General features: G+C 63.2%; 21 protein-coding genes. 11 read left to right on the top strand and 10 right to left on the bottom strand.

Annotated features, from left to right (window positions below; translation table 11 throughout):
• Positions 1-235 precede the first annotated feature (235 nt).
• Positions 236-2,176 (top strand): 1-deoxy-D-xylulose-5-phosphate synthase, encoded by a 1,941-nt coding sequence (dxs, locus tag AAFP32_RS09515; protein ID WP_350268929.1) that lies wholly within the window; start codon positions 236-238, stop codon positions 2,174-2,176.
• A gap of 33 nt (positions 2,177-2,209) precedes the next feature.
• Here dxs and AAFP32_RS09510 read toward each other — a convergent pair whose 3' ends face one another.
• Together AAFP32_RS09510 and AAFP32_RS09505 are read right to left on the bottom strand one after the other, a co-directional pair.
• A complete protein-coding gene (locus AAFP32_RS09510; protein ID WP_350268928.1) occupies positions 2,210-3,385 on the bottom strand; it encodes an HRDC domain-containing protein in 1,176 nt (391 codons plus the stop codon).
• Positions 3,382-3,996, bottom strand: coding sequence for a DUF3000 domain-containing protein (locus tag AAFP32_RS09505; RefSeq protein ID WP_350268927.1), 615 nt, complete (start codon positions 3,994-3,996; stop codon positions 3,382-3,384). Before AAFP32_RS09505 ends, AAFP32_RS09510 begins: the two co-directional genes overlap by 4 nt.
• A 150-nt stretch (positions 3,997-4,146) precedes the next feature.
• On the opposite strand from AAFP32_RS09505, the gene hemE reads away from it, so the two are divergent.
• The 3 genes from hemE (at position 4,147) to hemQ (ending at position 7,423) form a co-directional block, all read left to right on the top strand.
• A complete protein-coding gene (gene hemE, locus AAFP32_RS09500) occupies positions 4,147-5,193 on the top strand; it encodes a uroporphyrinogen decarboxylase (RefSeq protein WP_350268926.1) in 1,047 nt (348 codons plus the stop codon).
• A 4-nt stretch (positions 5,194-5,197) separates the two neighbouring features.
• Positions 5,198-6,601 carry a protoporphyrinogen oxidase gene (hemG, locus tag AAFP32_RS09495; RefSeq protein ID WP_350268925.1) on the top strand — a complete coding sequence of 468 codons (1,404 nt, stop codon included), beginning with the start codon at positions 5,198-5,200 and terminating at the stop codon, positions 6,599-6,601.
• A gap of 111 nt (positions 6,602-6,712) precedes the next feature.
• On the top strand, positions 6,713-7,423 hold the full coding sequence (gene hemQ, locus AAFP32_RS09490) for a hydrogen peroxide-dependent heme synthase (RefSeq protein WP_101618499.1): 711 nt from the start codon (positions 6,713-6,715) through the stop codon (positions 7,421-7,423).
• A gap of 251 nt (positions 7,424-7,674) precedes the next feature.
• On the opposite strand, the gene AAFP32_RS09485 is transcribed toward hemQ, so the two are convergent.
• A complete protein-coding gene (locus AAFP32_RS09485) occupies positions 7,675-7,887 on the bottom strand; it encodes a hypothetical protein (RefSeq protein ID WP_101618819.1) in 213 nt (70 codons plus the stop codon).
• 163 nt (positions 7,888-8,050) lie between these two features.
• Here AAFP32_RS09485 and AAFP32_RS09480 point away from each other — a divergent pair, with 163 nt between their 5' ends.
• On the top strand, positions 8,051-8,593 hold the full coding sequence (locus AAFP32_RS09480) for a MarR family winged helix-turn-helix transcriptional regulator (protein ID WP_324777877.1): 543 nt from the start codon (positions 8,051-8,053) through the stop codon (positions 8,591-8,593).
• On the opposite strand, the gene AAFP32_RS09475 is transcribed toward AAFP32_RS09480, so the two are convergent.
• Both AAFP32_RS09475 and msrB read right to left on the bottom strand, forming a co-directional pair.
• Positions 8,573-9,091, bottom strand: a complete 519-nt coding sequence (locus AAFP32_RS09475; protein WP_101618500.1) for a GNAT family N-acetyltransferase — start codon at positions 9,089-9,091, stop codon at positions 8,573-8,575. The two genes, AAFP32_RS09480 and AAFP32_RS09475, sit on opposite strands and share 21 nt — an antisense overlap.
• The gene (gene msrB / locus AAFP32_RS09470; RefSeq protein ID WP_180957252.1) at positions 9,088-9,513 is read right to left on the bottom strand and encodes a peptide-methionine (R)-S-oxide reductase MsrB; all 426 of its coding nucleotides are present in this window, start codon (positions 9,511-9,513) and stop codon (positions 9,088-9,090) included. The genes AAFP32_RS09475 and msrB overlap by 4 nt, the downstream gene beginning before the upstream one ends.
• A gap of 137 nt (positions 9,514-9,650) precedes the next feature.
• On the opposite strand from msrB, the gene AAFP32_RS09465 reads away from it, so the two are divergent.
• Positions 9,651-10,850 carry an alpha/beta hydrolase family protein gene (locus AAFP32_RS09465; protein WP_350268924.1) on the top strand — a complete coding sequence of 400 codons (1,200 nt, stop codon included), beginning with the start codon at positions 9,651-9,653 and terminating at the stop codon, positions 10,848-10,850.
• A 2-nt stretch (positions 10,851-10,852) separates the two neighbouring features.
• Here AAFP32_RS09465 and AAFP32_RS09460 read toward each other — a convergent pair whose 3' ends face one another.
• Both AAFP32_RS09460 and AAFP32_RS09455 read right to left on the bottom strand, forming a co-directional pair.
• Positions 10,853-13,543 carry a penicillin acylase family protein gene (locus AAFP32_RS09460; RefSeq protein ID WP_350268923.1) on the bottom strand — a complete coding sequence of 897 codons (2,691 nt, stop codon included), beginning with the start codon at positions 13,541-13,543 and terminating at the stop codon, positions 10,853-10,855.
• A 26-nt stretch (positions 13,544-13,569) separates the two neighbouring features.
• A complete protein-coding gene (locus AAFP32_RS09455) occupies positions 13,570-14,439 on the bottom strand; it encodes a DUF817 domain-containing protein (RefSeq protein WP_350268922.1) in 870 nt (289 codons plus the stop codon).
• 118 nt (positions 14,440-14,557) lie between these two features.
• Here AAFP32_RS09455 and AAFP32_RS09450 point away from each other — a divergent pair, with 118 nt between their 5' ends.
• Entirely contained in the window at positions 14,558-15,205 is a 648-nt protein-coding gene (locus tag AAFP32_RS09450) for an NAD(P)-dependent oxidoreductase (RefSeq protein WP_350268921.1), read from the top strand.
• Position 15,206: 1 nt separating this feature from the next.
• On the opposite strand, the gene AAFP32_RS09445 is transcribed toward AAFP32_RS09450, so the two are convergent.
• Both AAFP32_RS09445 and AAFP32_RS09440 read right to left on the bottom strand, forming a co-directional pair.
• Positions 15,207-15,755 (bottom strand): hypothetical protein, encoded by a 549-nt coding sequence (locus AAFP32_RS09445; RefSeq protein ID WP_101618506.1) that lies wholly within the window; start codon positions 15,753-15,755, stop codon positions 15,207-15,209.
• 10 nt (positions 15,756-15,765) lie between these two features.
• Positions 15,766-16,581 carry a L,D-transpeptidase family protein gene (locus AAFP32_RS09440; protein WP_350268920.1) on the bottom strand — a complete coding sequence of 272 codons (816 nt, stop codon included), beginning with the start codon at positions 16,579-16,581 and terminating at the stop codon, positions 15,766-15,768.
• 60 nt (positions 16,582-16,641) lie between these two features.
• Between AAFP32_RS09440 and AAFP32_RS09435 the strand changes: the two genes are divergently transcribed.
• The 4 genes from AAFP32_RS09435 to AAFP32_RS09420 all read left to right on the top strand — a co-directional run bounded on the left by AAFP32_RS09435 (position 16,642) and on the right by AAFP32_RS09420 (position 21,752).
• Entirely contained in the window at positions 16,642-17,991 is a 1,350-nt protein-coding gene (locus tag AAFP32_RS09435) for a DUF6636 domain-containing protein (protein WP_350268919.1), read from the top strand.
• Positions 17,992-18,237: 246 nt separating this feature from the next.
• A complete protein-coding gene (gene leuA / locus AAFP32_RS09430; protein ID WP_350268918.1) occupies positions 18,238-20,010 on the top strand; it encodes a 2-isopropylmalate synthase in 1,773 nt (590 codons plus the stop codon).
• A gap of 240 nt (positions 20,011-20,250) precedes the next feature.
• The gene (gene recO, locus AAFP32_RS09425) at positions 20,251-20,979 is read left to right on the top strand and encodes a DNA repair protein RecO (protein ID WP_350268917.1); all 729 of its coding nucleotides are present in this window, start codon (positions 20,251-20,253) and stop codon (positions 20,977-20,979) included.
• Complete coding sequence (locus AAFP32_RS09420) at positions 20,976-21,752, top strand: isoprenyl transferase (RefSeq protein ID WP_350268916.1); 777 nt, start codon at positions 20,976-20,978, stop codon at positions 21,750-21,752. The genes recO and AAFP32_RS09420 overlap by 4 nt, the downstream gene beginning before the upstream one ends.
• A 222-nt stretch (positions 21,753-21,974) precedes the next feature.
• On the opposite strand, the gene AAFP32_RS09415 is transcribed toward AAFP32_RS09420, so the two are convergent.
• The gene (locus AAFP32_RS09415; protein WP_350268915.1) at positions 21,975-23,795 is read right to left on the bottom strand and encodes a DEAD/DEAH box helicase; all 1,821 of its coding nucleotides are present in this window, start codon (positions 23,793-23,795) and stop codon (positions 21,975-21,977) included.
• Positions 23,796-23,967 lie beyond the last annotated feature (172 nt).

Genomic DNA, 23,967 nt, shown 5'->3' with positions numbered 1-23,967 from the left:
CTCAGTGACGACGGCTCCGATCAGCTCCAGCGCTGAGGGACGAAGGCCGGTGGGTTCAACCCACCGGCCTTCGCCGTACCCAGGCGCCATGGGTGGGTCGATGAAAGTGGAACCAGACACAATCGGCCCTAGTCGAACCTGGGGGTGGACGAACTCTGCGTCGTGAGGCGTTAAGATGATTCGAGCAGAAAGTGCCGTTTCAGACCATCTACTTTGCATTCAGGAGCGAGGCCGAATGACATTCCTCGAGTCGATGAACTCGCCATCACAGCTGCGTGATCTCGACGCAGCCGAATGCGAAGTGCTGACGAAGGAGATCAGGGACTACCTGGTCACTACGGTTGCGGGCACAGGTGGGCACCTCGGCCCCAACCTCGGCGTGGTCGAACTCACTGTCGGTCTGCACCGCGTGTTCGAGTCTCCTCACGACACGATCCTCTTCGACGTCGGTCACCAGACCTACGTGCACAAACTCCTCACCGGACGCATGGGGGACTTCTCGAGTCTGCGCCAGCGCGACGGTCTCTCGGGCTATCCCAGTCGGGCCGAGAGCGAACATGACGTGATTGAGAACTCCCACGCTTCGGCCTCTTTGTCCTGGGCCGACGGAATCGCCAAGGCTCACCAGATCAAGGGCGAAAGCGATCGCCACGTTGTCGCCGTCATCGGCGATGGAGCACTGACCGGCGGGATGGCCTGGGAAGCACTGAACACGATCGCGGCAGACAAATCGACTCCGCCGCGCAAGCTCATCATCGTCGTCAATGACAACGGTCGCTCCTACGCGCCGACGGTCGGCGGATTCGCCGAACACCTCGACGAACTGCGCACCACCACCGGATACGAGAAGCTGCTGACCTGGGGCAAATCGACCCTCCGGCAGTCGGGCGCACCAGGACGGGCCGCCTACAGCGCCATCCACGGTGTCAAACGAGGCCTCAAGGACATGGTCAGCGCGGAGCAGGCCGGAATGTTCGACGAACTCGGGATCAAATACCTCGGACCAGTCGACGGGCACGACCTGCCGATGGTGGAGAAGGCGCTCCAGCGGGCCAAACAATACGACGGCGGACCCGTCATCGTCCATATGATCACCCAGAAGGGCCAGGGCTACGACCCGGCTCTCAACGATGACGCCGATCAGTTCCACTCCGTCGGCGTCATCGACCCGCTGACGGGTAAGTCGACACCGTCGAAGCAGACCTCATGGACATCCGTCTTCGGCCAAGAGGTGCTTGAGATCGCACAGACGCGCGATGACATCGTCGCCGTCACCGCGGCAATGCTTCTGCCCGTAGGCCTCGCGAAGTTCGCCGAGGCCTACCCGGAGCGGGTCTTCGACGTCGGCATCGCAGAACAGCACGCAGTGGCATCCGCAGCGGGGCTCTCCTACGGCGGACTGCATCCCATCGTGTGCATCTATGCGACGTTCCTCAACCGCGCCTTCGACCAGCTGCTCATGGACGTGGCCCTGCACGGCCAGGGGGTCACCTTCGTCCTCGACCGTGCCGGAATCACCGGACCCGATGGTGCCAGCCACCACGGAATCTGGGACATGGCGATGCTGCGCATCGTTCCCGGTCTCAAACTGGCAGCTCCTCGTGATGCCGCGCGCCTGACGGAGGCACTGGCCGAAGCCGTCGCCATCGAGGACGCACCTACCGTGATCCGGTTCCCACGTGGAAGCGTGGGAGCGGACATTCCAGCACTGCGTCGCCTCGATGATGGTGTCGACGTTCTGCGAGAGGTGCCTGCGGGCTCCGCCAAGGACGTGCTCATCGTCTCCGTCGGTCCATTCGCCGGACGCGCCCAGGAAGTCGCTGAAGAGTTGGCGGACCAGGGCATCGCGTCGACGATCCTCGACCCGCGCTGGGTACTGCCTGTGCCAGGCGGAGTCATCGACATGGCCGTTGAGCACAGTCTCGTCGCGGTGATCGAGGACGGCGTCAAGATCGGTGGAATCGGTTCGCAGATCCGCAGCGATCTGCGGGCCGCGGACTCACGTATCGGAGTCCTTGAGCTCGGAGCCCCCGATGAGTTCCTGCCGCAGGGCACCCGCGACGAGATCCTTGAGTATGCAGGACTCGACGTGGCCACAATGGTGTCCGAGATCGTTCATATTCTGCCCGCAGAGGTCAGGAACCGAGCCCAGCAGGAATCGCGCAGAGCCGTCTGACTCCCAGCGGCCTCCAGTCTGAGTCCGAAGGCCTCAGGCCGTGGGCAGGGTCTCGATGGTGCGTCTGAGCACCGGAGCGCTCAATTCCACCTGCCACTGCCTGGCCCCGCGTTCGACGAGGAACTCCTCGACGTCGACCCGCGACTGAGCACCGAGGGCCTTGACGATGGCGGGCTGCAACAGCACGTCGTGAGGAATTGCGTGCTCTTCGGCCAGCTCTGCCATTGCAGCCTTGAGTGCTGCGACTCTGTCCTTGATGTCTGTGTGGCTGAACGGCGTCCGCGACACCACTGCGTTCGCTTCCTTCCGTGCAGGCAGCTCGTCAACCGTGAGCCGAGTCGCTTTGCGGTAGGCCCGGAAGAGCCGGCCGGAGTCTGCGCGGGAGAGTTTGGGCCAAATCGCCATGATGTCGTCGCTTGAGTGCACCCGGGATTGAGCCAGGGCGACGAGATCCCGATCGCGCAGGACGCGGGAGGGGGCGATGTCAGCTTCGGAGGCCATTTCGTCACGGGCCGTCCACAGCTCCCGCACCTTGGCGATGTCCTTGCGTGACTTGAGCTTGGTCAATCCGTGGGTCCGGCGCCAGGGCTCGGCGAAGTGCTTGGGCTGGAAATCGAGCAGATGCTCGAACTCCTGCCGAGCGAACTCCCACTTATCGGCTTCGATGAGTGCTTCGTGGAGGATGTCGCGAATGGGCAGCAGGACCTCGACGTCGAGGGCGGCATAGTTGAGCCATTCCTTCGGCAGCGGTCGTTTCGACCAGTCGGCCGCCGAATGCTCCTTGGCCAGGCGAACACCGAGAGTTCTCTCGGCCACGGCGGCCAGACCGAACTTGTCCCACCCCAGGATCCGGGCAGCGAGCTCGGTGTCGAAGAGCAGCTCCGGTCGCATCCCGCGCTCCTGCAGACAGGGCAGATCCTGAGTCACTGAATGTATGACCCATTCGTCTCCGCCGAATGCGGTGTTGAGGGGGCTGAGGTCCTCAAGCACTTCCGAGTCGAGGAGGATGGTGCCTGCGCTCGAGCGTCGCAGCTGAACCAGGAAGGCACGCTGGCCATATCTGATGCCCGATGCACGCTCAGCATCGATGGCGATGGGACCGGATCCATGTGCGAGCTCGTGACAAGCCGCGGAGAATTCGGCCGAGGAGTCGACGAGAGGCGGAACGCCATGAGCGGGTGTGGCCAAGAGCGGTAGTTCGGTTGTCATCGACGTCGCCCGGGCAGGGCTGAAACTCCTTCAGGAAGCGGTGGCAGTCCGGCAACTGTGCACAGCAGATCGATCCAGGCTTCGAAGTGATCGCCGATCAGTTCCGGCTCCGCGATCACAGGGGTCCATGAAGCGCGCAGCTCCAAGTCTATCGTGGATGACCGATCGGCAAGAGTGCCGAAGCTCTCTGAGAGGACGCGGGTAGTCGTACCTCCAGCGGCGACGACCTCGCAGTCATTTGCTTCAAGCGCCTCTTCGAGCCAGGTCCAGGCGACCGGACCGAGCATCGTCTCATTGCCGAGTTCGTGCTCGAGCTCGGCGCGGATGTAGGACACGACTCGGAACTGGCCCTCCCACTCATCGGGGGAGCTGGGATCGTAGAGGACGACGATGCGGCCGGTGGCCAATTCGTCGATGGCTTCACCACTGGCGCGCAGGAAGGTCTCATCGGCGCTGACCTCGGCACCCAGAGCATAGGAATACGGCGCCAAGCGGGCCGGTGCCGGTATTTCGGAGATCGAGACGTTGTTCGTGTTCCGCGCTTCGCGCAGAACCGAGGTCACGGCGGAGAACTCCGACGGAATGCGATTGAGAGGTGAGGTGTTGACCACACTCGCCACGATAGATCAGGCCACGGTAGAGGTGAACCGTCCACGCCGTGGTGGGACCAAGAGTTTTCACCCGCGTCTGCGATCAAGACACAGCGTCTTGAAACCGGAAACCGGTGGGCATCGAATCGTGTGGGATGGGAGGATGGGGACATGACTTCAACCTTGTTGCCCGCCCTGCGGGGAGAGCAGATTGCGCACACGCCGGTCTGGTTCATGCGGCAGGCCGGACGATCACTTCCCGAATATCGGCAGCTGCGTGCAGGCACTGCGATGCTCGATGCCTGCCGCACCCCCGAACTCGTCTCAGAGATCACCCTGCAGCCGGTGCGGCGGCATGGCGTGGACGCCGCGATCTTCTTCTCCGACATCGTGGTCCCTCTGCAGGCCGCCGGTGTCGATGTGGAAATCGTCCCCGGCACAGGGCCCGTGATCGCGAACCCGATCCGCAGCCGCGCCGATGTGGAAGCACTGGCCGAACTCGAACCCGACCAGATCCCTGACATAGCGGAATCGATCGGTCGGATCCTCGAGGAGCTGGGCCAGGCGACTCCGCTCGTCGGCTTCGCTGGTGCTCCCTTCACCCTGGCCAGCTACCTCATCGAAGGCGGGCCCAGCAAGAACCATGAGAAGACCAAGTCCCTCATGGCTGCAGACCCGGAGATCTTCTCCTTGCTGCTGAGCAAGCTCGCTCGGATCTCATCGACATTCCTCGACGTACAGCTGAGCGCCGGAGCCTCCGCGTTCCAGCTCTTCGACTCATGGGCCGGATATCTGTCCCGGCGTGACTACGAAGCCCACGTCCTCGAGCACTCCAGCGCGGTCTTCGAATCGCTGCGCCATCACGAGGTGCCGAGCATCCACTTCGGTGTCCAGACAGGTGAGCTCCTGACCTCCATGTCACGAGCCGGTTCCACAGCGGTCGGCGTCGACTTCCGCGTCGACCTGGCCGATGCCTCGACACGGGTGCAGCCGGGCCAGCCTCTGCAGGGCAACCTCGATCCGGCACTGCTCTTCGCCCCCTGGGAGGCTCTGGCACCGCGCATCGAGGAGATCGTGAGGCAGGGCCTGGAACATGAGGCAGGCTTCGTCTTCAACCTCGGTCACGGTGTTCTCCCCGACACCGATCCCGAAGTGCCCGGGCGGATCGTGGCAGAAGTCCACCGCGTCTCCGCAGAGATCCTCTCCGCACGGTCCTGAGACGATGAGTCACATCACGATCGTCGGGGGAGGCATCTCCGGTCTCGTCACCGCCTATCGCCTTGCACCCGAGCATCAGGTCACTCTTTTCGAAGCCGAGACACGCCTCGGCGGGTGCCTGCACTCGACGACCTTGGGCGGGACTGTGCCCGTGGGTTTCGACACCGGTGCCGAAGCCAGCCTGTACCGGCGCAGGGAGACGAAAGAACTCGCCGCCGAACTGGGGTTGGACGTCGAATTCCCCTCGACGGCGCACAGCTCCCGCGTCCTGTCGAACGGGCGTCTCCACGCGATTCCCAAACGCACAGTCATGGGAGTGCCCGGCAACTCGACCGAGGTCAGGGACCTCCTCGGCGCAGCTGCCAGCGACCGGGTCGCGCATGAGGTCATCACGGGTCCGATCGACGGTCGGGATGTGTCCTTGGGGGATTTCCTGACGGACCGCCTCGGCGCTGATCTCGTTGACACGCTCATCGACCCGCTGCTTGGGGGAGTGTATGCGGGACGGTGCCGTGACCTGTCACTGGGCTCAACGGTGCCCGCGCTGCTGCCGGCTGCACTCGAGGGGACCTCGGTGCTCGAACTCGTTCAGAGCCTGCTCGCCGCACGTGACGCACAGTCTGCGGAGCTTGCGGATGCGCAGAGCCCGCAACCGGTGTTCATGAGTCTCGTCGGAGGGATCAACGGCCTGGTCCCGGCGCTCGAGGAACGAATCCGCGAGCACGGCGGCGCCATCCACACCGGCACACATGTGACTTCCGTGCAGGTCGACGGCGGCCGATGGACGGTGGCGACCGAGGACGCCAACCTGGTCTCCGATGCGGTCGTCCTGGCCACTCCAGCGCATGTGACGAAGGATCTCCTCGCCGAGGCGGCTCCTCAGTCCGCTTCGATGCTCGCATCCGTGCCCCACGCCTCGACCGCTCTGATCCCGGCACTCGTCGAGGTCGGTGATCGCGAACTCGAAGGATCCGGATTCCTCGTCCCTCCAACAGAGAAGTCATTCATCAAGGCCTCGACATTCGTGTCGAACAAGTGGCCGTGGATGCGTGAGCACATTCCTGAAGGCACCGCCCTGATCAGGATGAGCATCGGACGATACGGGGACGGGCCGGGAGGCTGGCGGGATTGCGAGGACGAAGAGCTCATCGCACGTGCCTACGAGGATTGGCAGTCCATCGCCGATCGCCGATCAGATCGGCTCATCGCGGCCGAGGCCCACCGATGGGAACGTGCTCTGCCACAGTATCTGCCGGGCCACAGCGAAATGGTGGCGAGAATCGATGAGGAGATCGCCGGCATTGCCGGCCTCGAACTGGCGGGTTCGGCATACTTCGGTCTAGGCATCCCCGCCTGCATCGACCGAGCCAAGACGGTGGCCCAGAGACTCACCTCCACGCAGACCTGAGCCCTCCAGGCGAACCTGAGCGGTTCACCGACAACTGACCACCGACACACCGTGCTCAAGCACTGACACACAGAAGCTCAAGCACTGACACACACAGAAGAAGGAGCAGGAATGAGCGAATACTCAAACCCCACCGGCGAACAGATCGAACAGGCGAACAATGAGACGCGCTATATCGCATACTCGGTCTTCGCCTCGGCAGGCGAACTCGGCGATGCCGACCGAGCCGAACTCGCCGGTGAGGTCCACGAAGCACTCGCCCCGTTGCAGGACCAAGGCCTCGTCGTCCGCGGAATCTACGATGTCTCGGCCCTGCGCGCAGATGCCGATGTGATGTTCTGGTGGCATGCGCCGAGCATCGAACTCGTCCAGGCCGCCTACTCAGCAGTGCGTCGCAGCATGCTGGGCGGAGTCCTTGAACCGGTCTGGTCGGTTGTGGGTCTGCACCGACCAGCTGAATTCAACAAGGCACACCTGCCGGCGCTGCTGACCGACGACGAACCGGGCAAGTACATCTGTGTGTACCCCTTCGTACGGTCCTACGACTGGTACCTCCTCGATCCCGCAGAGCGCTCCACAATGCTGCGCGATCATGGCATGGCTGCCGCAGGCTACAAGGACATCAAGGCCAACACGATCGCCTCCTTCGCCCTCGGCGACTACGAATGGCTGTTGGCCTTCGAAGCCCCGGAGCTTCACCGCATCGTTGATCTGATGCGCGAGCTTCGGAACACTGAGGCCCGTCTGCACGTGCGCGAAGAGGTCCCGTTCTACACCGGACCACTCCGGGAACTCGTGGACATCATCAGCGACTGGCGCTGAGTTTCACCGGCCGATTCGACGGACTGCTTCGAGGCCGCGGCAGGACACACTGCCTCGCCGTGGCCCTGAATCGTCTGGCAAGGAAGTCACGGAACGGCGGTCGGTCGAGAATCTGCGCGAGAGCCTGGAGAATGGAAGTTGGGGTAAAGCACATGGCGCTCTGCGGATCGCTTCGCACTTCGAAGGATCCCTGGTCCTGATCAGGGCAGAAACTTAATCAAGGCAGAAGCCTGATCAAGGCAGAAGCCTGATCACTCGGACTTCTTCTTCTCCACCACATACGAGTGGCCATTGGCATCCGTACGCATCTCCAAGCCCATCGCGTCGAGTCGTTCGTGGCGCAGGTGCTCGTTCTCGTAGTAGCCACCGGGTCGGGAATTATCGACTTGTGCAGGACCGACGATCTTGCGGAAGAAGCGATTGAGCCATGCAACTCGTCGCTGGGAATCGTGTGAGTCTGGCATGCGAGTCCATTCGGTGGTGGCGAGCTGGTGAGATAGGTGCTCGTCTGAGGCGATCACAATACATCCAGTGTACGTTAAACGTTAGTGCACTAACTAATAGTTCAGCTTGGTCGACGCATAGAGTCGACGCATAGACCAGTCTCGTCGGAAGGACACCGAAACGATGCCGACCTCGTACGATCCGCTGGCTCTGGAGAGCCAGATCTGCTTTGCTTTGGCCGTCGCTTCCCGCGGAGTGATCTCCGCCTATCGTTCGGTGCTCGAGCCCATCCACCTCACCCACCCGCAATATCTGGTCATGTTGGCTCTGTGGCAGCACGAAACGCTGCCGGTGAGGAAGATCGCCGAGCTGCTGCGCCTTGAGGCCGCAACAGTGTCGCCGCTGATCAAGCGCCTCGAGGCCCTGGGCTACGTGGAGAAGCGGCGCGGCAGCCATGACGAGAGAGTTGTGGAGGTCTCGCTGACCGTTGCCGGTGCCAAGCTGCGGGGGACCGCTGAGGCCATTCCGGGGCAGATGATGGCCAAACTCGATATGGGTGAGGCGGAACTGCGCGAGCTCCACTCCATGATGACGCGTCTCATCGAGGCTGTCGACGCCTCCCAGGCGGTCGAGGCCTCCCACACGTCTCACGCGGTCGAGGCCTCCAACGCCATCGATCCCTCGAAGACAGTCGACGTGGAGTCCTCAGGTGCTGACTCGACGTGACATCGGAGTGTGCTCGATCCCGTCTTCGATGAACCGGGGGCCATTCTGGCTGAATCCGAAGCTCGTGTAGAAACTCTCAAGATGAGACTGGGCGTTCAGCGTCAGCAGGCGATGCCCATGACCGGCCACGATCTCGCCGATGAGCCTACGACCCCAGCCTTGGCCGCGCACATGCGGGTTCGTCACGACGCGGCTGATGCTGCGGGCTCCCGGCTCGAAGGCCGGGCCGTCAGGGATATCGGGCGGCAGGATACGGGCATATGCCTTGGGAGCAAGACTGCGGCCCACCTCGGCGCCGTGGCTGTCCGATATGGTCCGCGCATCATCGGGGTAGAAGGCGTGCAGAGTCTGCGGGAATGTGTCGACACCGTCCTGATCGAGGAAGACGCAGTCCTGCTCGACGACGAAGACCTGCGACCGCAGCTGGACGATCCCGTAGAGTTCAGCAACGCTCAGCTCGTCGAATGTTTTGACGACGAGCGGCGATCCTTCGCTCACTCCTGACCGTCGACGAGGCGCAGCGAGATCGAGTTCAGGCAGTATCGCTGGTCGGTGGGGGTGTCGTAGCCTTCACCCTCGAAGAGGTGACCCATGTGTGAATCGCAGTTGGCGCACCGAACCTCGACGCGCTCCATGCCCATCGAAGAATCGCGGAGGTAACGAACTCGGTCCTCGGCCAGGGGAGCGTAGAACGAGGGCCAACCGCAGTGCGAGGAGAACTTGGTGTCCGAGGGGAACAGGTCTGCTCCACAGGCACGACACTGGTACATTCCCACGGTGGTTGTGTCGACGTATTCGCCGGTGAATGGACGCTCGGTCCCTCCCTGTCGCAGCACCGTGAACTCGTCAGGGGTGAGCACGTCCTGCCAGCGGATCTCCTCGGAATTGGCTTCTGTGTTGACGTTGGGCGACTGACTCATCGCGACCTCCGGTGCTTGTCGATTTCTGTTGCAGTCCATTGTCCCACTGCACTCGGGCTCAGAGGAGCCCTTTCACCTGCACAACAGCGTTTGGAGACTACTCATTCCTTGGGTGACAATGAAGTCAGGAGGTTTTCATGGTTCGCGACACTAAATTCCCGACTCGCCTGCTTCTGGCTTCGGTGGGTGTCGGTGCTGGGATCGGCACCGTGATCTCGGTGGCGTCCTCGGGGCTGGCCGCATATTTCGCACGCAGAATCGTCGTTCCCGAGAACGCGCCGGAAGAACTCGAGATTCTCCACACCGACGGGTTTCCGCCCAATATGCGCATTCATCTGCCTGCCGATGAAGAGACCACGGTGCGCGGGACCTATGGACTCTACTTTAACCAGGGTGCCGGCCATGCTGTGATCGGCGATATCGTCGAATACGATCCGCGCTCGAGAACCGTGTCCCGGGAGATCCTCTCGGTGACCCGCGGAGACATCAAACGCGCCTCTCACGGCCGGTGGACGGGCATCGTGTACCCGGAACCGTTGGCGGCAGGAGTGAACGCCGAGGACATCGAGATCGAATCCGATGCCGGACGACTGCCTGCCTGGCTGCTGCCCACCGATCATCCCGAACCTCAGGACACGTGGGCGATCCTCGTCCATGGTCGTGCCAGCACCCGAGCCGAGGGCCTGCGCGCCGCCCCGATCCTCAACACCTTGGGCGTGCCGGCCATCGCCATGTCCTACCGCAACGACGCCGAGGTCAGGGTCGAGACCACATCCCGCTACGGCCTCGGCGACACCGAGTGGATCGACGTGGACGCTGCAATCGACTTCGCGATCTCACGCGGGGCCCGCGACGTCGTCCTCTTCGGCTGGTCGATGGGCGGAGCCATCGCGTTGCAGGCCGCCTCCCGTGGCAGGAACCGCCGGTATGTGAAGGCCCTCGTCCTCGACGGGCCCGTCGTCGACTGGGTGAATGTCCTTGACGGCCAGGCTCGCCGCAATATGCTTCCGACGCCGATCGCCAAACTCACTCTGGAGATGATCACCCAACCGTGGGCGCGACCGATCACCGGACTGCAGACGCCTTTGGACCTGGGCCGGCTGGACTGGGTGACACGCGCGGCGGAGCTCGACGTTCCGGTGCTGCTCATCCACTCCGACGATGACGAATTCGTGCCGTCCGCGCCATCCCACGCGCTGGCATCCGTGCGTCGCGACCTCGTGACGATGCCCGTCTATGACAAGGCCCGCCACACCAAGGAATGGAACATCGACCCCGTCCGCTGGGAAGACGATGTGGCGAACTTCCTCGAAGCGAAGATCCTGCCCAAGAGCTGATCTCAGGGCCGCAGCACCAGAGTATCTTCGGTGTGCCGGTCCAATGCGTCGGGCGTGTACGGCCACGGTCGGGTCCTATTGGCGGCCCAATCATCGGTCTGGTCGGCATAATGCGGGTGGAAAGCATGTCCGGAGGCGCCGGTGAGGTTGATCCACTGCGAGTGGTTGAAGTCCTTGAGGTCCACGATCTGGCGCATCGAGGGCACCCAGTTCGTCTCGTAACCGGCCGCGGCGTCCCAGCCTGTGGCGTTGACTTCTCCCGATCCGCCAGCGACCTCATAGGGGCCCCGATTGAATAGCCGCTCAACGGGTTTGATCCCTGATTCGCCGAGGCTGGCATTGCGGATAGTCAGCCGGTGCAGAATGCCCCACCGCCAGGTCACGGGTTCGGACCCGAGCAGATCCTCGGTCGTCTTCCACGCCGAGTCCATGGCCCGGGCCAATGCTTCGTCCCGGCCCTCGACCTCGTCGTCGACCCACCATTCGGAATCGGGTTTCTGCAGCTGGTTCTTGATGATGAGGTACCACCGGGATCCGCCCGCAGGTGGCACCGCATCGGGCAGCTTCGGAGCGAAGACTTCGTCGAGGATCGTCTTCGAGAGCACATTGAAATAGGCTGCGGCGGCACTGTTGGCATCATCTCGGCCATCCCAGTCTGCGAGCAGTTTCTGCGCTTCGGCGATGTTGGTGTCCTTGCCCGCATCGATTTCTTCCAGCAGCGGGATCAGCGTCAACGCCAGGGGATTGAGGTCATCACCCTGGATCCGGGACATGTCGGCTGTCGTGACATCTCCCTGAGACATTGTGTCGCGCAGCAGCTTCGTGATCCGTCGAGCTCGGTCCCCATCGTCGAAGTCATTGCTCAGCTGGACGGATTCTCCCGGGGGAGTGACCGGGTTGTTAGCCGTCACAATCCATCCGCGCTCGGGGTTGTAAAGACTCGGCAGGTCTTTGAAGTCGATGTAACCCTGCCAGTCCTCGTCTGTTTTCCAGCCGTGGCGTGGCAACATGCCGTCACCCTTGCCGCGTTTGGGGATCTTTCCCGGGGCTTGGTAGCCGATGTTGCCGGCGGTGTCCGCGTAGACGAGGTTCTGGGAGGGCACATCGAAGAGTGAGGAAGCCCCTCGGAATTCCTTCCAGTTCCTCGCAGCGTTGAGTCCGAAGATCGCGGAGGCTGTGTTGCCGGGTTCAAGTGCCGTCCATTGCAACGCCAGTTGGTAGTGCTCGTCGGCTGGGCCTGATTTCGTGTCCGCGGTGTTCGCCCCGGTGGAGGCATCGAGCACGCCGCGATAGGGTCCCTCGAGGTCGGAGATGAGGGGACCGTTGCGTGTTGAACGGATCGTGATTTCGCGCGGTTTCTCTTTCGCGATCTTCACGGTCTCCTTGCGCGTGGTCACGGGTTCGTCCCCGGAATCACGGAGGACCTTGCCATCGCGGATCTTCTCGACCACGAGGTCGGCGACATCAGGTCCCAGGTTCGTCAGGCCCCAAGCGATGGACTGGTTGTGTCCGATGACGACACCGGGCAGTCCCGAGAACGAGAACCCGGATACGTCGAAGGGACATTCGGGTGTGATCTTGGTGCAGCGCAGACCGATCTGATGCCACACGGAGGGCATGGCTGGAGCCAGGTGCGGATCATTGGCCAGCAGCGGGCCACCGGTGGCAGTGCGCTCACCGGAGACCACCCACGAGTTCGACCCGATGTCGTGACTGTTGACTCCCAACAGCACAGGCAGTGATCGCAGATGTTGTTTGAGTTCGCCGAGGTTGGACGGAGTCTCGCTCCCTGCCCCGTGTCCCGGTGGCTGAGGCTGTGCCGCAGTCACCTCTCCGCCGGCATGTGCCTCACCATCGGAGGACTCGTCGCCGGCCTTGTCCTTACCGGTCTTGCTGCCTTTGCTGCCGGCAGCGCGCGATTTGGCACCGGCATTGCCGCCGATGATCGTGGGGCGGGTGTCATAGGGGTAGTCGGGGTAGATATCGGCCATCTGCTCGTCGTCGAGCGCGGTCTGGCTGATCGCTCGATCGATCTCGTCTTCGACGTTCGAACGCAGGTCCCAGGCCATGGCCTTGAGCCAGGAGACGCTGTCGACAGGAGTCCACTCCTCGATCTCAACCCCACCGGCTTGGAGGCCGACGACTCCGTACTCGAGAGACACCTCGGTGGGGGATTTGTCATGCAGATAGGCGTTGACACCCTCGGCATAGGCCTCGTAGTACGCTCGCGTCTTGTCATCAAGAGCCGCGACCTCCGCCTCGGCGACCTTTCGCCAGCCCAGCGTGCGAATGAACGAGTCGGTGCTGAACTGTGACTCTCCGAAGAGTTCCGAGAGTCGGCCCGAGGTGACGTGCCTGCGGAAGTCCATCTCCCAGAACCGATCCTGGGCATGGACGAAGCCCTGAGCCATGAAGAGGTCATGGGAATTGCTGGCCTCTACGGTCGGGACTCCTGACTCGTCCCGGGTGACACTGACCTCGGCATTGAGGCCAGGCAGCGACATGTCACCGTCGGTGGTGGGGAAGGACCGTCGAACGAGGAAGACGCCGAGCAGGGTGATGACGAGGAGTAGGACGAGGACCGCTGCGAGGACACGGATGAGAACCTTCGCGCTCACGAAGCGATGCGCACCCGACGGCGGACGCACCGCTGCCACCAGAGCACTGGAATCCTCTGAATCCGCGTCTGCCATGTGTCTCCTTCGGCCAAGTCTGAGTTTCAGCTCAGATTATCAGGTGACCTAGCCTCATCTGGAGGTTTAGGCGGGTAGATGAAGGTGACGAGGACGACGGAGATCATCATCAGCAGAAACCATGCCACGAGTTTGGTTACAGGAACCATCTCCCAGCCGCCGATCTGGGACGGGTAGAGCCACGCACCGGTGACGGTGCCGATGTTCTCAGCGATCCAGATGAAGAACGCCACCAGCACGAACGCGAGGAGGACCGGCATACGCAGAGTCACACGGTGCACATGGAAGTGCATGCGACACCGGAAGAAGGCCACCCCGACCGCAAGGACGAGGAACAGGCGCACATCGACCACATAGTGGTGGGTGAAGAAGTTGAGATAGATCGCTGCGGCGATGACCGCGGTGATCCACCTCGGCGGGTAGTGACTGAACCGCAGGTCGAAGAGACGATAGACGCGCACGATGTAGGAGCCGACCGCGGCGTACATGAACCCCGTGAACAATGGCACGGCCGCGATGTGGAGAACGCCACCGGCGGCATAGTTCCACGAACCCATCGAGGTCTTGAAGATCTCCATTCCCGTGCCGACGATGTGAAACAGCACGATGACCCAGAGCTCCCGCCCCGTCTCCAGACGCAGGAGGAGCATCGCCGTCTGGATCAGGACAGCCAGGATCACGAGGAGGTCGTTGCGGGCCAGGCTCGCCCCGTCCGGGTACCACCAGGCGGTGACGATGATCGCGAGCAGCATGAGGGCCCCGAACAGGCAGGCCCACGCTTGCTTGATCCCGAAGACGAGGAACTCGCGCACCCCGGCCGGCACCCGTGTCAGATGCCGATTGGCAAATCTGTCGAGGAGTTGTTCGAGACGTGTGAGCTCATGCTGATCGGCCATGAGATCCTTCGACTGAGGGGAAGCGGTCGTGACAGAACCCTATCGCGCCCGGTGCCGGACTCGCCGTCGAACACCGCATGGTCAAGGCAGCGGTGGACTCAGCAAATAGACTTCGGACATGCACATCCTCATCTTCGGAGCCTCCGGCTATGTCGGAACGGGCCTGGCCCAGCATCTGTCCGCCGACCATCGCATCACCGGCATAGTCCGCGCGCAGCCGGCCGACGACACTGCTTACGAACCGGTCCTTGCCCCCGATTGGGTGGATCGACCGCAGTCCGTCATCGACGAGCTCCGCAGAGTGGACGCACCGCCTGTCGACGCGGTCATCGCTGCGGTCGGCGGGTGGTACGTGGATATGTCGATGATCGATCGCGGGATCGACTCCTTCGATGAGGACTATTCCTCCTACCTGCGTGGTCATTTTGGGGCCTGTGCCGTGTCGGAGGCGCTCGCCGAGGAGGGGGGACGGGCCCCTGTCCGACACCTGGCCCTCAATGGTGTGGCCAGCGTCGAGGCCTGCGTCGGGTCCGGAGCGATCAGCGTCTTCGGTGCAGCACAGGAGATGCTCATCAGGGTGGCCGCTGCCGAGACGGAGGCCGTGCACTACCGGGAACTCAAAGTCATGGCGCCCATCGGCGGTGATGACCGCAATGATCTGCGCGGGGGAGTGGAGACGATCGGCCTTCCCGCAGTCGCCGATGCTGTCAGCGCGCTCCTGTCCCGACCGGACGAGTACGAGATCAGCACTGCGCTCAACGTCTAGGTCATGCCTTGGCGTAGCGGATGAAGATCTGGTCATCGACGGTTCGCACATCGATGAGTCGCAGGTTGAGGGTGGCTTCCAGTTGGGAGAAGTGGCTGCCGGTGTTCCGAGAGTAGAGCGGGCTGAGGCTCAGGTGCAGTTCGGCACCCGGGGCGGCATCGAGGAGACGGTAGGCCAGATTGGGTCCGGACTCGCACACCAGAGTCTCATTCGTGGACTCGAGGTCGTCGAGCACCTGCGCGGCAGTGTCGGGAGTGAAGTGCTGAGCTCGGTAGTCGAGGCCCGCCTTCGAGAGCTGTCTGCTCAGTTCGGCCGGGTCTGATTCGGTGAGGACATGCACGGGAGTGTGTTCGAGGGCTTTGCCTGGCGCGTTGATGACCGGCAGTGCGGGATTGAGTGCGGTCCTGCGATCGATGATGATGGCACCTGCCTGCTTGCGCAGGGACGTGAAGTAGGAGAAATCGGCCTTCGTGGACACGCCTGTCGACCAGCCGTCCTGGGCATACGATCCGTTGATCGTCTGCACGAGGGAGATGATGAGCTCTCGCATCTCGGTGCCTCTACTTCTGCAGCTGGGACTCAGGTCCCATGGCGATGCGCGGGTGGGCCTCGGGGTCGATGGTCTCAAGGATCCATTTGAGGTCCTTCTCCTTGAGAGTCACGCAGCCGTTCGTTCCCGAATCATGATCGAGATGCAGCCAGATCCCACCGCCCTTGTCCCACCCCAGCGGGCGGGTCGTGTCGGTGGGCGGTGTGCCCGGCACACGGTTGTAGTCGATTGCGATGGTGTAGTCGAAGACCCGTTCGTATTCGGGCCCGTAGGCCACTGTCGCCGACGACGGAAGTCGATCATCCTGGGTATAGGGAAGTGCGGTCCCCGGGTCCTGTTTGTACCCGCCCGCATCGCTGAGTGTGAATACACCGATCGGTGATGTCTTGTCCCCCTCTCTGCGGTCGGCCAGCCAGCCCTTCTTCCCATTGTGAATGTCGAAGGTCTTGGCCTTCTTCCACGCCCCGTCATCGAAGGTGTAGAAACTCAGCTGCCCGGAATCGGAACTCGCCTCCGCCCCGCTGGCGACGAGGACCTGAGAGGTCTCTGCGGGAATCTGTGCAGCGGTCTCCGGACCCAGCCCGGGGACCTGAACTGGGTGGGCTGGACCCGTTGCTTCGGTGGTCTCAGCCCCGGGCGGAGTCATCTGTGCGGGGGCAGCGAAATCACCGACGTCGTTGCGCTGTGCAGGTGCCGCGACCACCGCAGAATGAGCAGATGCACCGTCATCGTCTTCGCTGTCGGTCGGCGTCTGGCATGACGACAGCGTCAAGGCCAGAACAGCGACCGTCAGACCGGTCCCGGTCCGGGCTCCACCACTGAACATGAGGTCATCTTCTCACGAACCTTGAGAACACGGCGGAGGCGACTATGCGAAAATGAGCCCATGAGCATTCCACCTGTGCCGAACCAACCTCCGCGCCCTGGGCGTCGGAAGCCGGCCGAGGAGTCTCCGGATTCGATCACAACGCAGTTGTTCATCGGCCAGGACAGATCCCCTGCCGCGGATGGTTCGACTCAAGCCCTCAGCTCGGACGAGCTGGCCAGACTCCGGTCGATGGTGTCCTCCGACGGGGCCGAGGCCACCGAGGTGCTCAGTCTCGAAGAGCTGCGCCAGCTTGCCGCGGCGGAGAATCACGAATCCGCTGTCAGTCACCTGCCACCGCGAGCTGATAGTCACCTGCCACCGCGAAAGGTGAGGTCCGAGGACATCGCCGAGGCAGAAGCCGCCTCTGCACCGAAGCAGTGGAATCCGCAGGGCCCCTCGGCCGGGAACCTTCCGAATCCCGAACCATGGGGTGCCGATTTCGGTGCACCAGGGCCGCCTGCCACTCAACCACATCCCACTGATTACTCCGGAAGCGAGTCGCACGTGCCCAACGGCGCATCACCCTACGCCCCACATGCCGCAGCCGCCTACGCAGCAAGTGGCGGCCGCGGACCAGCAGGCGGAGCCCATGGGCCCGGTGGCGGCTCAGGCGGCCCCAGCAGCGGCGGATACGGCCCAGGGGGACCCGGAGGTGCCGGCCCCGGCCCCGGTGGATACGGCCCGGCCGGATACGGCACTGGTGGACCCGGCGGATACGGCCCAGGCGGCCCTGGTGGACCAGCAAGCCCCGGCGGCCCTGGTGGACCAGCAGGCCCCGGCGGCCCTGGTGGACCAGCAGGCCCCGGCGGACCCCACCGACGTGAGCCCGAGACGAAGAAGGTACCGGGATGGCTCTGGGTCCTGGCCGCGATCGCCCTGGTGGTCGCTCTCGGCATCGTCGGATACATCGCCTGGGACGCGACGCAGGGCAAGGATGACGCCGCGTCCGACACATCCTCGCAGGGGCCCTCCGACAGTGCAGGCTCAGAGACAGGCAGTCCGACGACCTCGGCGCCGCCGGCCGCTGCCGAATCGTTCAAATCCCCGTCTGGCAACATCTCCTGCACGATCGATTCGGATCGCAGCCGGTGCGTCATCTCATCCTTCGACTACACGGCCGGCGAGAAGCCCGATGACTGCCAGTTGGACAATTGGGGAGGTGTCGTCGTGGCCAATGAGAAGGGTGCCGGCTTCTCCTGTCGCGAGGCGCCGGGAAATTCGGGTCCCGCTCGGGTGCTCGGCTACGGCAAATCGATCACTGCAGAGGGGATGACCTGCACATCGACCCGCGAGGGCATGACGTGCAAGTCCGATGAGACCGGCGTCGGCTTCACCATACGACGTGCCTCGGTCGATTTCCTCGACTAGGGCCACCGGCCAGGGAGAGCCGCCGACGAGACAGGGTCACACGACCACTGGCCACCTCGGCGATATCGAGACCCTGATCTTAGAATTTGGACAGGTTTGGGGCGGACGGCGCAACCAGGGCTATGTTGATTGTGTGGCTCACAGGTTGCTCCTCCTTCCTTGCCGCGACGAGTCCTGAACTTCACAGCACACTCGTCGCGGAGTTTTCCTATGCTGATGAAGCTCACGATCGATGATTGAGGAACCATGAAACTGCAGAAGCCGACCCCCATGCCATTTGGCAAATACAAGTCCTTTCAGGACCGGATCGCTCTCGACATGCGCGACCGCACCTGGCCCGACCAGCTGATCCGGAAGGCCCCGCGTTGGCTGAGCACCGATCTGCGTGACGGCAACCAGGCTCTCATCGATCCGATGACGCCCGAGCGCAAGCGCAAGATGTTCGACCTCCTCGTCAAGCTCGGCTTCAAGGAGATCGAGGTCGGCTTCCCCGCAGCCAGCCAGGTCGACTTCGACTTCGTCCGCGAGATCATCGAGCAGGACGCCATTCCTGACGATGTGCGCATCTCCGTTCTCACCCAGGCCCGCGAGGACCTCATCGAACGCACGGTGGAGTCCCTCGTCGGTGCGCAGAAGCCGACCGTCCACCTCTACAACGCGACGGCACCGGTCTTCCGCAAGGTCGTGTTCGGCTTCGACGGTGAGGGCTTCGATCAGACTCGTGACATCGCCACCCGTGGCACCCAGGCGGTCATGAAGCACGCTGAGTCGCTGCTGGGCGACGTCGACTTCGGCTACCAGTACTCACCCGAGATCTTCGTCGACACCGAACCCGAGTTCGCCCTCGACATCGTCGGCAGCGTCCTCGACACGTGGCAGCCGGCCTCGGGCCGCGAGACTGTCGTCAACCTGCCCGCCACGGTTGAGCGCGGCACCCCGAACACCTACGCCGACCAGATCGAATGGTTCTGCCGGAACATGCCCTACCGCGACGATGTGGCCGTGTCCCTGCACCCCCACAACGATCGGGGAACCGGTGTGGCGGCCGCGGAGATGGGCATCATGGCCGGTGCCGACAGGGTCGAAGGCTGCCTCTTCGGCAACGGCGAACGAACCGGAAACCTCGACCTCGTCACCGTCGCACTCAACCTCTACACCCAGGGTGTCGATCCCGAACTGGACTTCTCCGACATCGACGAAGTCATCCACACCGTCACCGAATGCAACCAGATCGGCGTCCACGAACGTCATCCCTATGGCGGTGACCTCGTCTTCACCTCCTTCTCCGGCTCGCATCAGGACGCCATCAACAAGGCGTTCGCCGACCGTGAGAAGAATGCCAACGAACAGGGCGTACCGGTGGACCTGATGGAATGGGACATGCCCTACCTGCCGGTCGACCCCAAGGATCTGGGCCGCTCGTACGAGGCGATCATCCGCGTGAACTCGCAGTCCGGCAAGGGCGGAGTCACCTACCTGCTCAAGAGCGAGTACGGTCTGGATCTGCCTCGTCGCATGCAGGTCGAGTTCTCCCGTGCCGTCCAGGTCCACACCGAAGGCGGGGGAGAGGTCTCCGCCGAGGAGATCCGCCGCATCTTCAACCATGAGTACCTGCCCAGCGACGATCAGGACAAGGCCTGGGGCCGGTTCCAGATCGTGGGTCTGCGCACCGACTCCGGTACGGTCGACGACTCAGGCGCCTCGGAGCGCGTCGAGGTCGACCTCATCGTCGACGGTCAGGAACGCACCTACGAAGGCCGCGGCAAGGGGCCGATCGATGCGCTGGTGAAGGTGCTCATCGACAACTTCGACGTCGACGTTCGTCTCCAGGACTACACCGAGCACGCCATCGGCTCGGGTGCTGACACCATGGCAGCAGCGTACGTCGAACTCGCAGTCGAGGACCGTGTGGTCTGGGGTGCCGGACTGCACCCGAACATCACCAAGGCCTCGCTCAAGGCTGTCGTGTCGGCAGTCAACCGTGCCGCCCGTGACCGCGACGGTGAGCGCGAACGCTGATCCCGGCATGCGGCACGGCAGCGCTCGATCAACGCCGCGTTCGACTTTGTCGTCCCCGGCGACGCTGTATTCGACGTTGGCGTTGATCGAGCGTCGGCTAGCCCGCCGAAGCGGTGTGGAACGACCGCCGACGCGTTGATCGCAGCATCCGTCGAGGCACAATCGCACAACTTAAATCTCACAATTGATGCCTAAGTGCGGCGGGGATGTTTCCTCGTCGCACTCTGCGATAATGGGCGGGTGCACAATTATCGTGATGAAGGCATCGTGCTCCAGGGGCACAAGCTCGGCGAAGCCGACCGCATCGTCACTGTTCTCACCCGCAGCCACGGGCTGATCAGAGCAGTAGCGAAGGGCATTCGTCGCACCAAGTCACGTTTCGGTTCCCGTCTCGAACCCTTCATGCTCGTCGATCTGCAGTGCCACGTCGGCCGCAGCCTCGACATCGTCACCCAGGTCGAGCTGATCGAGCCCTTCGCACGTGGCATCGGCGCGGACTATGACGCGTATTCCGCCGCGAGCGTGATGGCTGAGACTGCCGCGCGCATCACGGAGGTCGAACCCCAGTCGCGCCCCCACTTCCTGCTTCTCGTCTCCGCAATCCGCTCCCTGTGCAATGGCGAGCACCCGCCGAGGTTGGCCCTCGACGCGTATCTGCTCCGGGCCATGTCCGTGGCCGGTTGGGCCCCGAGTCTGCTTGACTGCGCGCAATGCGGCAGGCCAGGTCCCCATCGCGCGTTCTCGGCTTCCCTGGGCGGAGCGGTCTGCACCACCTGCCGACCCAGCGGAGCGGCTCTGCCTGACACCGACGCACTGGAACACATGGCCGCGCTGCTCTCCGGTGACTGGCAGCGAGCGGAATCCTCGGACCTCCACGACCAGATCGACGGGTCCAAACTCGTCTCGGACTGGGTGTCATGGCACTTGGAACGCAATATCCGATCACTGAGAGTTCTGGAGAGCAGATGAGCTATCCCGCGCCACCCCCGCACCACAGTGGAGCCCGGCCTCCGCACATCGAGGCGAAGTTCGTCCCGAATCACGTCGCGGTGGTCATGGACGGCAATGGCCGTTGGGCCAACGAGCGCGGACTGCCGCGCACCGAAGGCCACAAAGCCGGAGAGGCTTCGCTCCTCGAGGTCATCCACGGCGCCATCGAGATGGGTGTCGAGTATCTCTCCGCCTATGCATTCTCCACCGAGAACTGGAAGCGGTCCCCGGACGAGGTTCGGTTCCTCATGGGCTTCAACCGTGATGTCATCCGGCGCCGCCGTGATGAGCTCAATGCGCTTGGCGTGCGCATCGTGTGGGCTGGGCGGCGTGGTCGCCTGTGGCGATCGGTCATCGACGAGCTCGAGTCTGCGGCCGAGATGACCAAACACAACACCGGCCTGGTCCTCCAGTTCTGCGTCAACTACGGCGGCAGGTCGGAGATCGTCGACGCGGTCAACCAGATCACCGCCGAGGTGGCCGCCGGGAAGCTCAAACCCGGAAAGGTCAGCGAGAAGACTGTTCGCTCGCGTCTCTACGCCGCGCAGGTGCCCGACGTCGACCTGTTCCTGCGCTCCTCTGGCGAGCAGCGCACCTCGAACTTCCTGCTGTGGCAGTCCGCCTACGCCGAGATGGTCTTCCAGGACGTCCTCTGGCCCGATGTCGATCGCCGTACCCTGTGGGCTGCGATAGAGGAGTATGCGCGTCGTGACCGTCGCTTCGGCGGTGCTGTCGATCGGGCGAGCTCCTAGATTTTCCGGGAGCTCCGAGGAATGTGACGTCACCCGAAGCAGCTTGATTGCCGGGCGCAGGTGGGCCTGCGCACGACGATCGCTGCGGCAGACGAGAAGAGGTCCCGCAACGAAAACGTTGCGGGACCTCTTCTCGTCTGTGAGCTCGGTGTCGAAGTCCGCTCTGCGGTTCAGCAGTGCCGGCGGCTCAGGAGCGGCAGTGACTGCGCACTGCCCAGCGCCTCAGTAGCGGTCGTGTGAGCGTTCGCCGCCGAAGCGGTCATTGCTGAACTTCTTGGCGCCTCCGCGGCGATCACCCCGGAAGCTGCGGTTATCGCCGGGCTGCTTGTCGAAGTTGCGCTTCTTGAACGGGCGAGCAGGACGGCCCGAATCGGGACGGATATCGATCGGGCGACCCTGGATCTCGGTGTTGGAGAGCTTGCGCATGACCGAGGAATCGAGGTCCTTGGGCAGATCGACCAAGGTGTGGTTCGACCGGATGTCGATGTGACCGATCTCTTTCGAGGTGAGTCCGCCTTCGTTGGCGATGGCGCCGACGACGGCACCTGGCTGCAGGCGTTCGTTGCGGCCGATGGCCAGACGGTAGGTGGTCATGTTCTCATCACGCGGACGGGACGAGCGCTCACGGCCGGGCTTGCCGTCGCGGCCCCCGGAGTCACGGTCACGGCCGGGTTTGCCACGGCCGGGTTCCGGCATGGGATCGGCCTTGAGGGAGTTCGACTCGAGGACCATGGATGCCAGAGCAGCTGCGATGTCCGTCGCTGGAACATTGCGGGAGAGCTCGTACTGTTCGATGACGGTTGCGAGTTCGGTCAGCTCGGTCGTGGCAAGCACATCGTCGATGCGCTTCGTGAACTTCTCCACACGGGTGTTCGTCAGCTGTTCGACGCTGGGCATCGTCAACGGCTCGACCTTCTGCTTCGTCGCACGCTCGATGGAGCCGAGGAGGCGCTGCTCACGCGGGGTGACGAAGAGAATCGCCTCACCCGAACGTCCGGCACGGCCGGTGCGTCCGATGCGGTGGACATAGGACTCGGTGTCGTGGGGGATATCGAAGTTGACGACCAGGGTGATGCGCTCAACATCGAGGCCACGGGCCGCGACGTCGGTGGCGACGAGGATGTCGACCTTTCCGGCGCGAAGCATGTCGATCGTGCGTTCACGAGCCTGCTGGGGAATGTCACCGTTGATCGCTGCGGCCTTGAAGCCACGTGCACGCAGCTTCTCTGCCAGTTCTTCCGTGGCCTGCTTGGTGCGCACGAACATGATGATGCCCTCGTACTCCTCGACCTCGAGGATTCGGGTCAGAGCGTCGAGCTTGTGGGAGTGCTGGACCATGAAGTAGCGCTGACGGATGTTCGATCCGGTCTGCGACTTCGCATCGACGCGCACTTCTTCGGGATTGTTGAGGTATTTGCCGGTCAGGCGGTGGATCGACGTCGGCATCGTGGCGGAGAACAGAGCCACCTGACGGGAGTCACCGGACTGGCTGAAGATCTCTTCGATGTCCTCGGCGAAGCCCATCTTGAGCATCTCGTCGGCCTCATCGAGAATGAGGTGCTGGAGGCTGCCGAGCTTGAGGGAGCCCTTTTTGAGATGGTCGATGACACGACCCGGTGTGCCCACGACGACCTGTGCGCCGCGCTTGAGGCCGGCCAGCTGTGGGCCGTAGGCCTGGCCGCCGTAGATCGGGAGGACTGAGAAGTCGTTGAGGTTGGTCGCATACGAGGTGAATGCCTCGGCGACCTGGATCGCAAGCTCGCGGGTGGGGGTGAGCACCAGAGCGAAGGGACCGTCATTGGCACGGCCCGCCTCGGCGAGGTGAGACAGGGCCGGAAGGGCGAAAGCAGCAGTCTTGCCGGTACCGGTCTGAGCCAGTCCGATGACGTCGCGACCATCGGTCAGCGCGGGAATGGTTGCGGCCTGGATCGGGGTCGGGGTTTCGTAGCCCTGGGCCTCGACTGCCTGGAGGACGAGCGGGTGGAGACCCAGCTCGGCGAACTTCGGTGTTGTATCGATGTCGGATGTTGACACATCTGTCATGAGTTTTTCTCTCTCACGTCGGCACACACTTGATCGCAGATGACTTTAGTGGCGATCTACCCTGCGGCCGCTTGTGCAATCATCGTGAGCAATCCGGGCCGAAACCGTATGAGATCCAAGGTTTGCTTGGACAGACGTGAAAACCGTCAGTACGGAGAAAGGTTTGGGTGTA

This window comes from Brevibacterium sp. CBA3109, from assembly GCF_040256645.1.
Classification (GTDB): domain Bacteria; phylum Actinomycetota; class Actinomycetes; order Actinomycetales; family Brevibacteriaceae; genus Brevibacterium; species Brevibacterium koreense.
The sequence above is the reverse complement of the archived record's forward strand: the minus strand, read 5'-3'. Positions and strand labels throughout refer to the sequence as shown.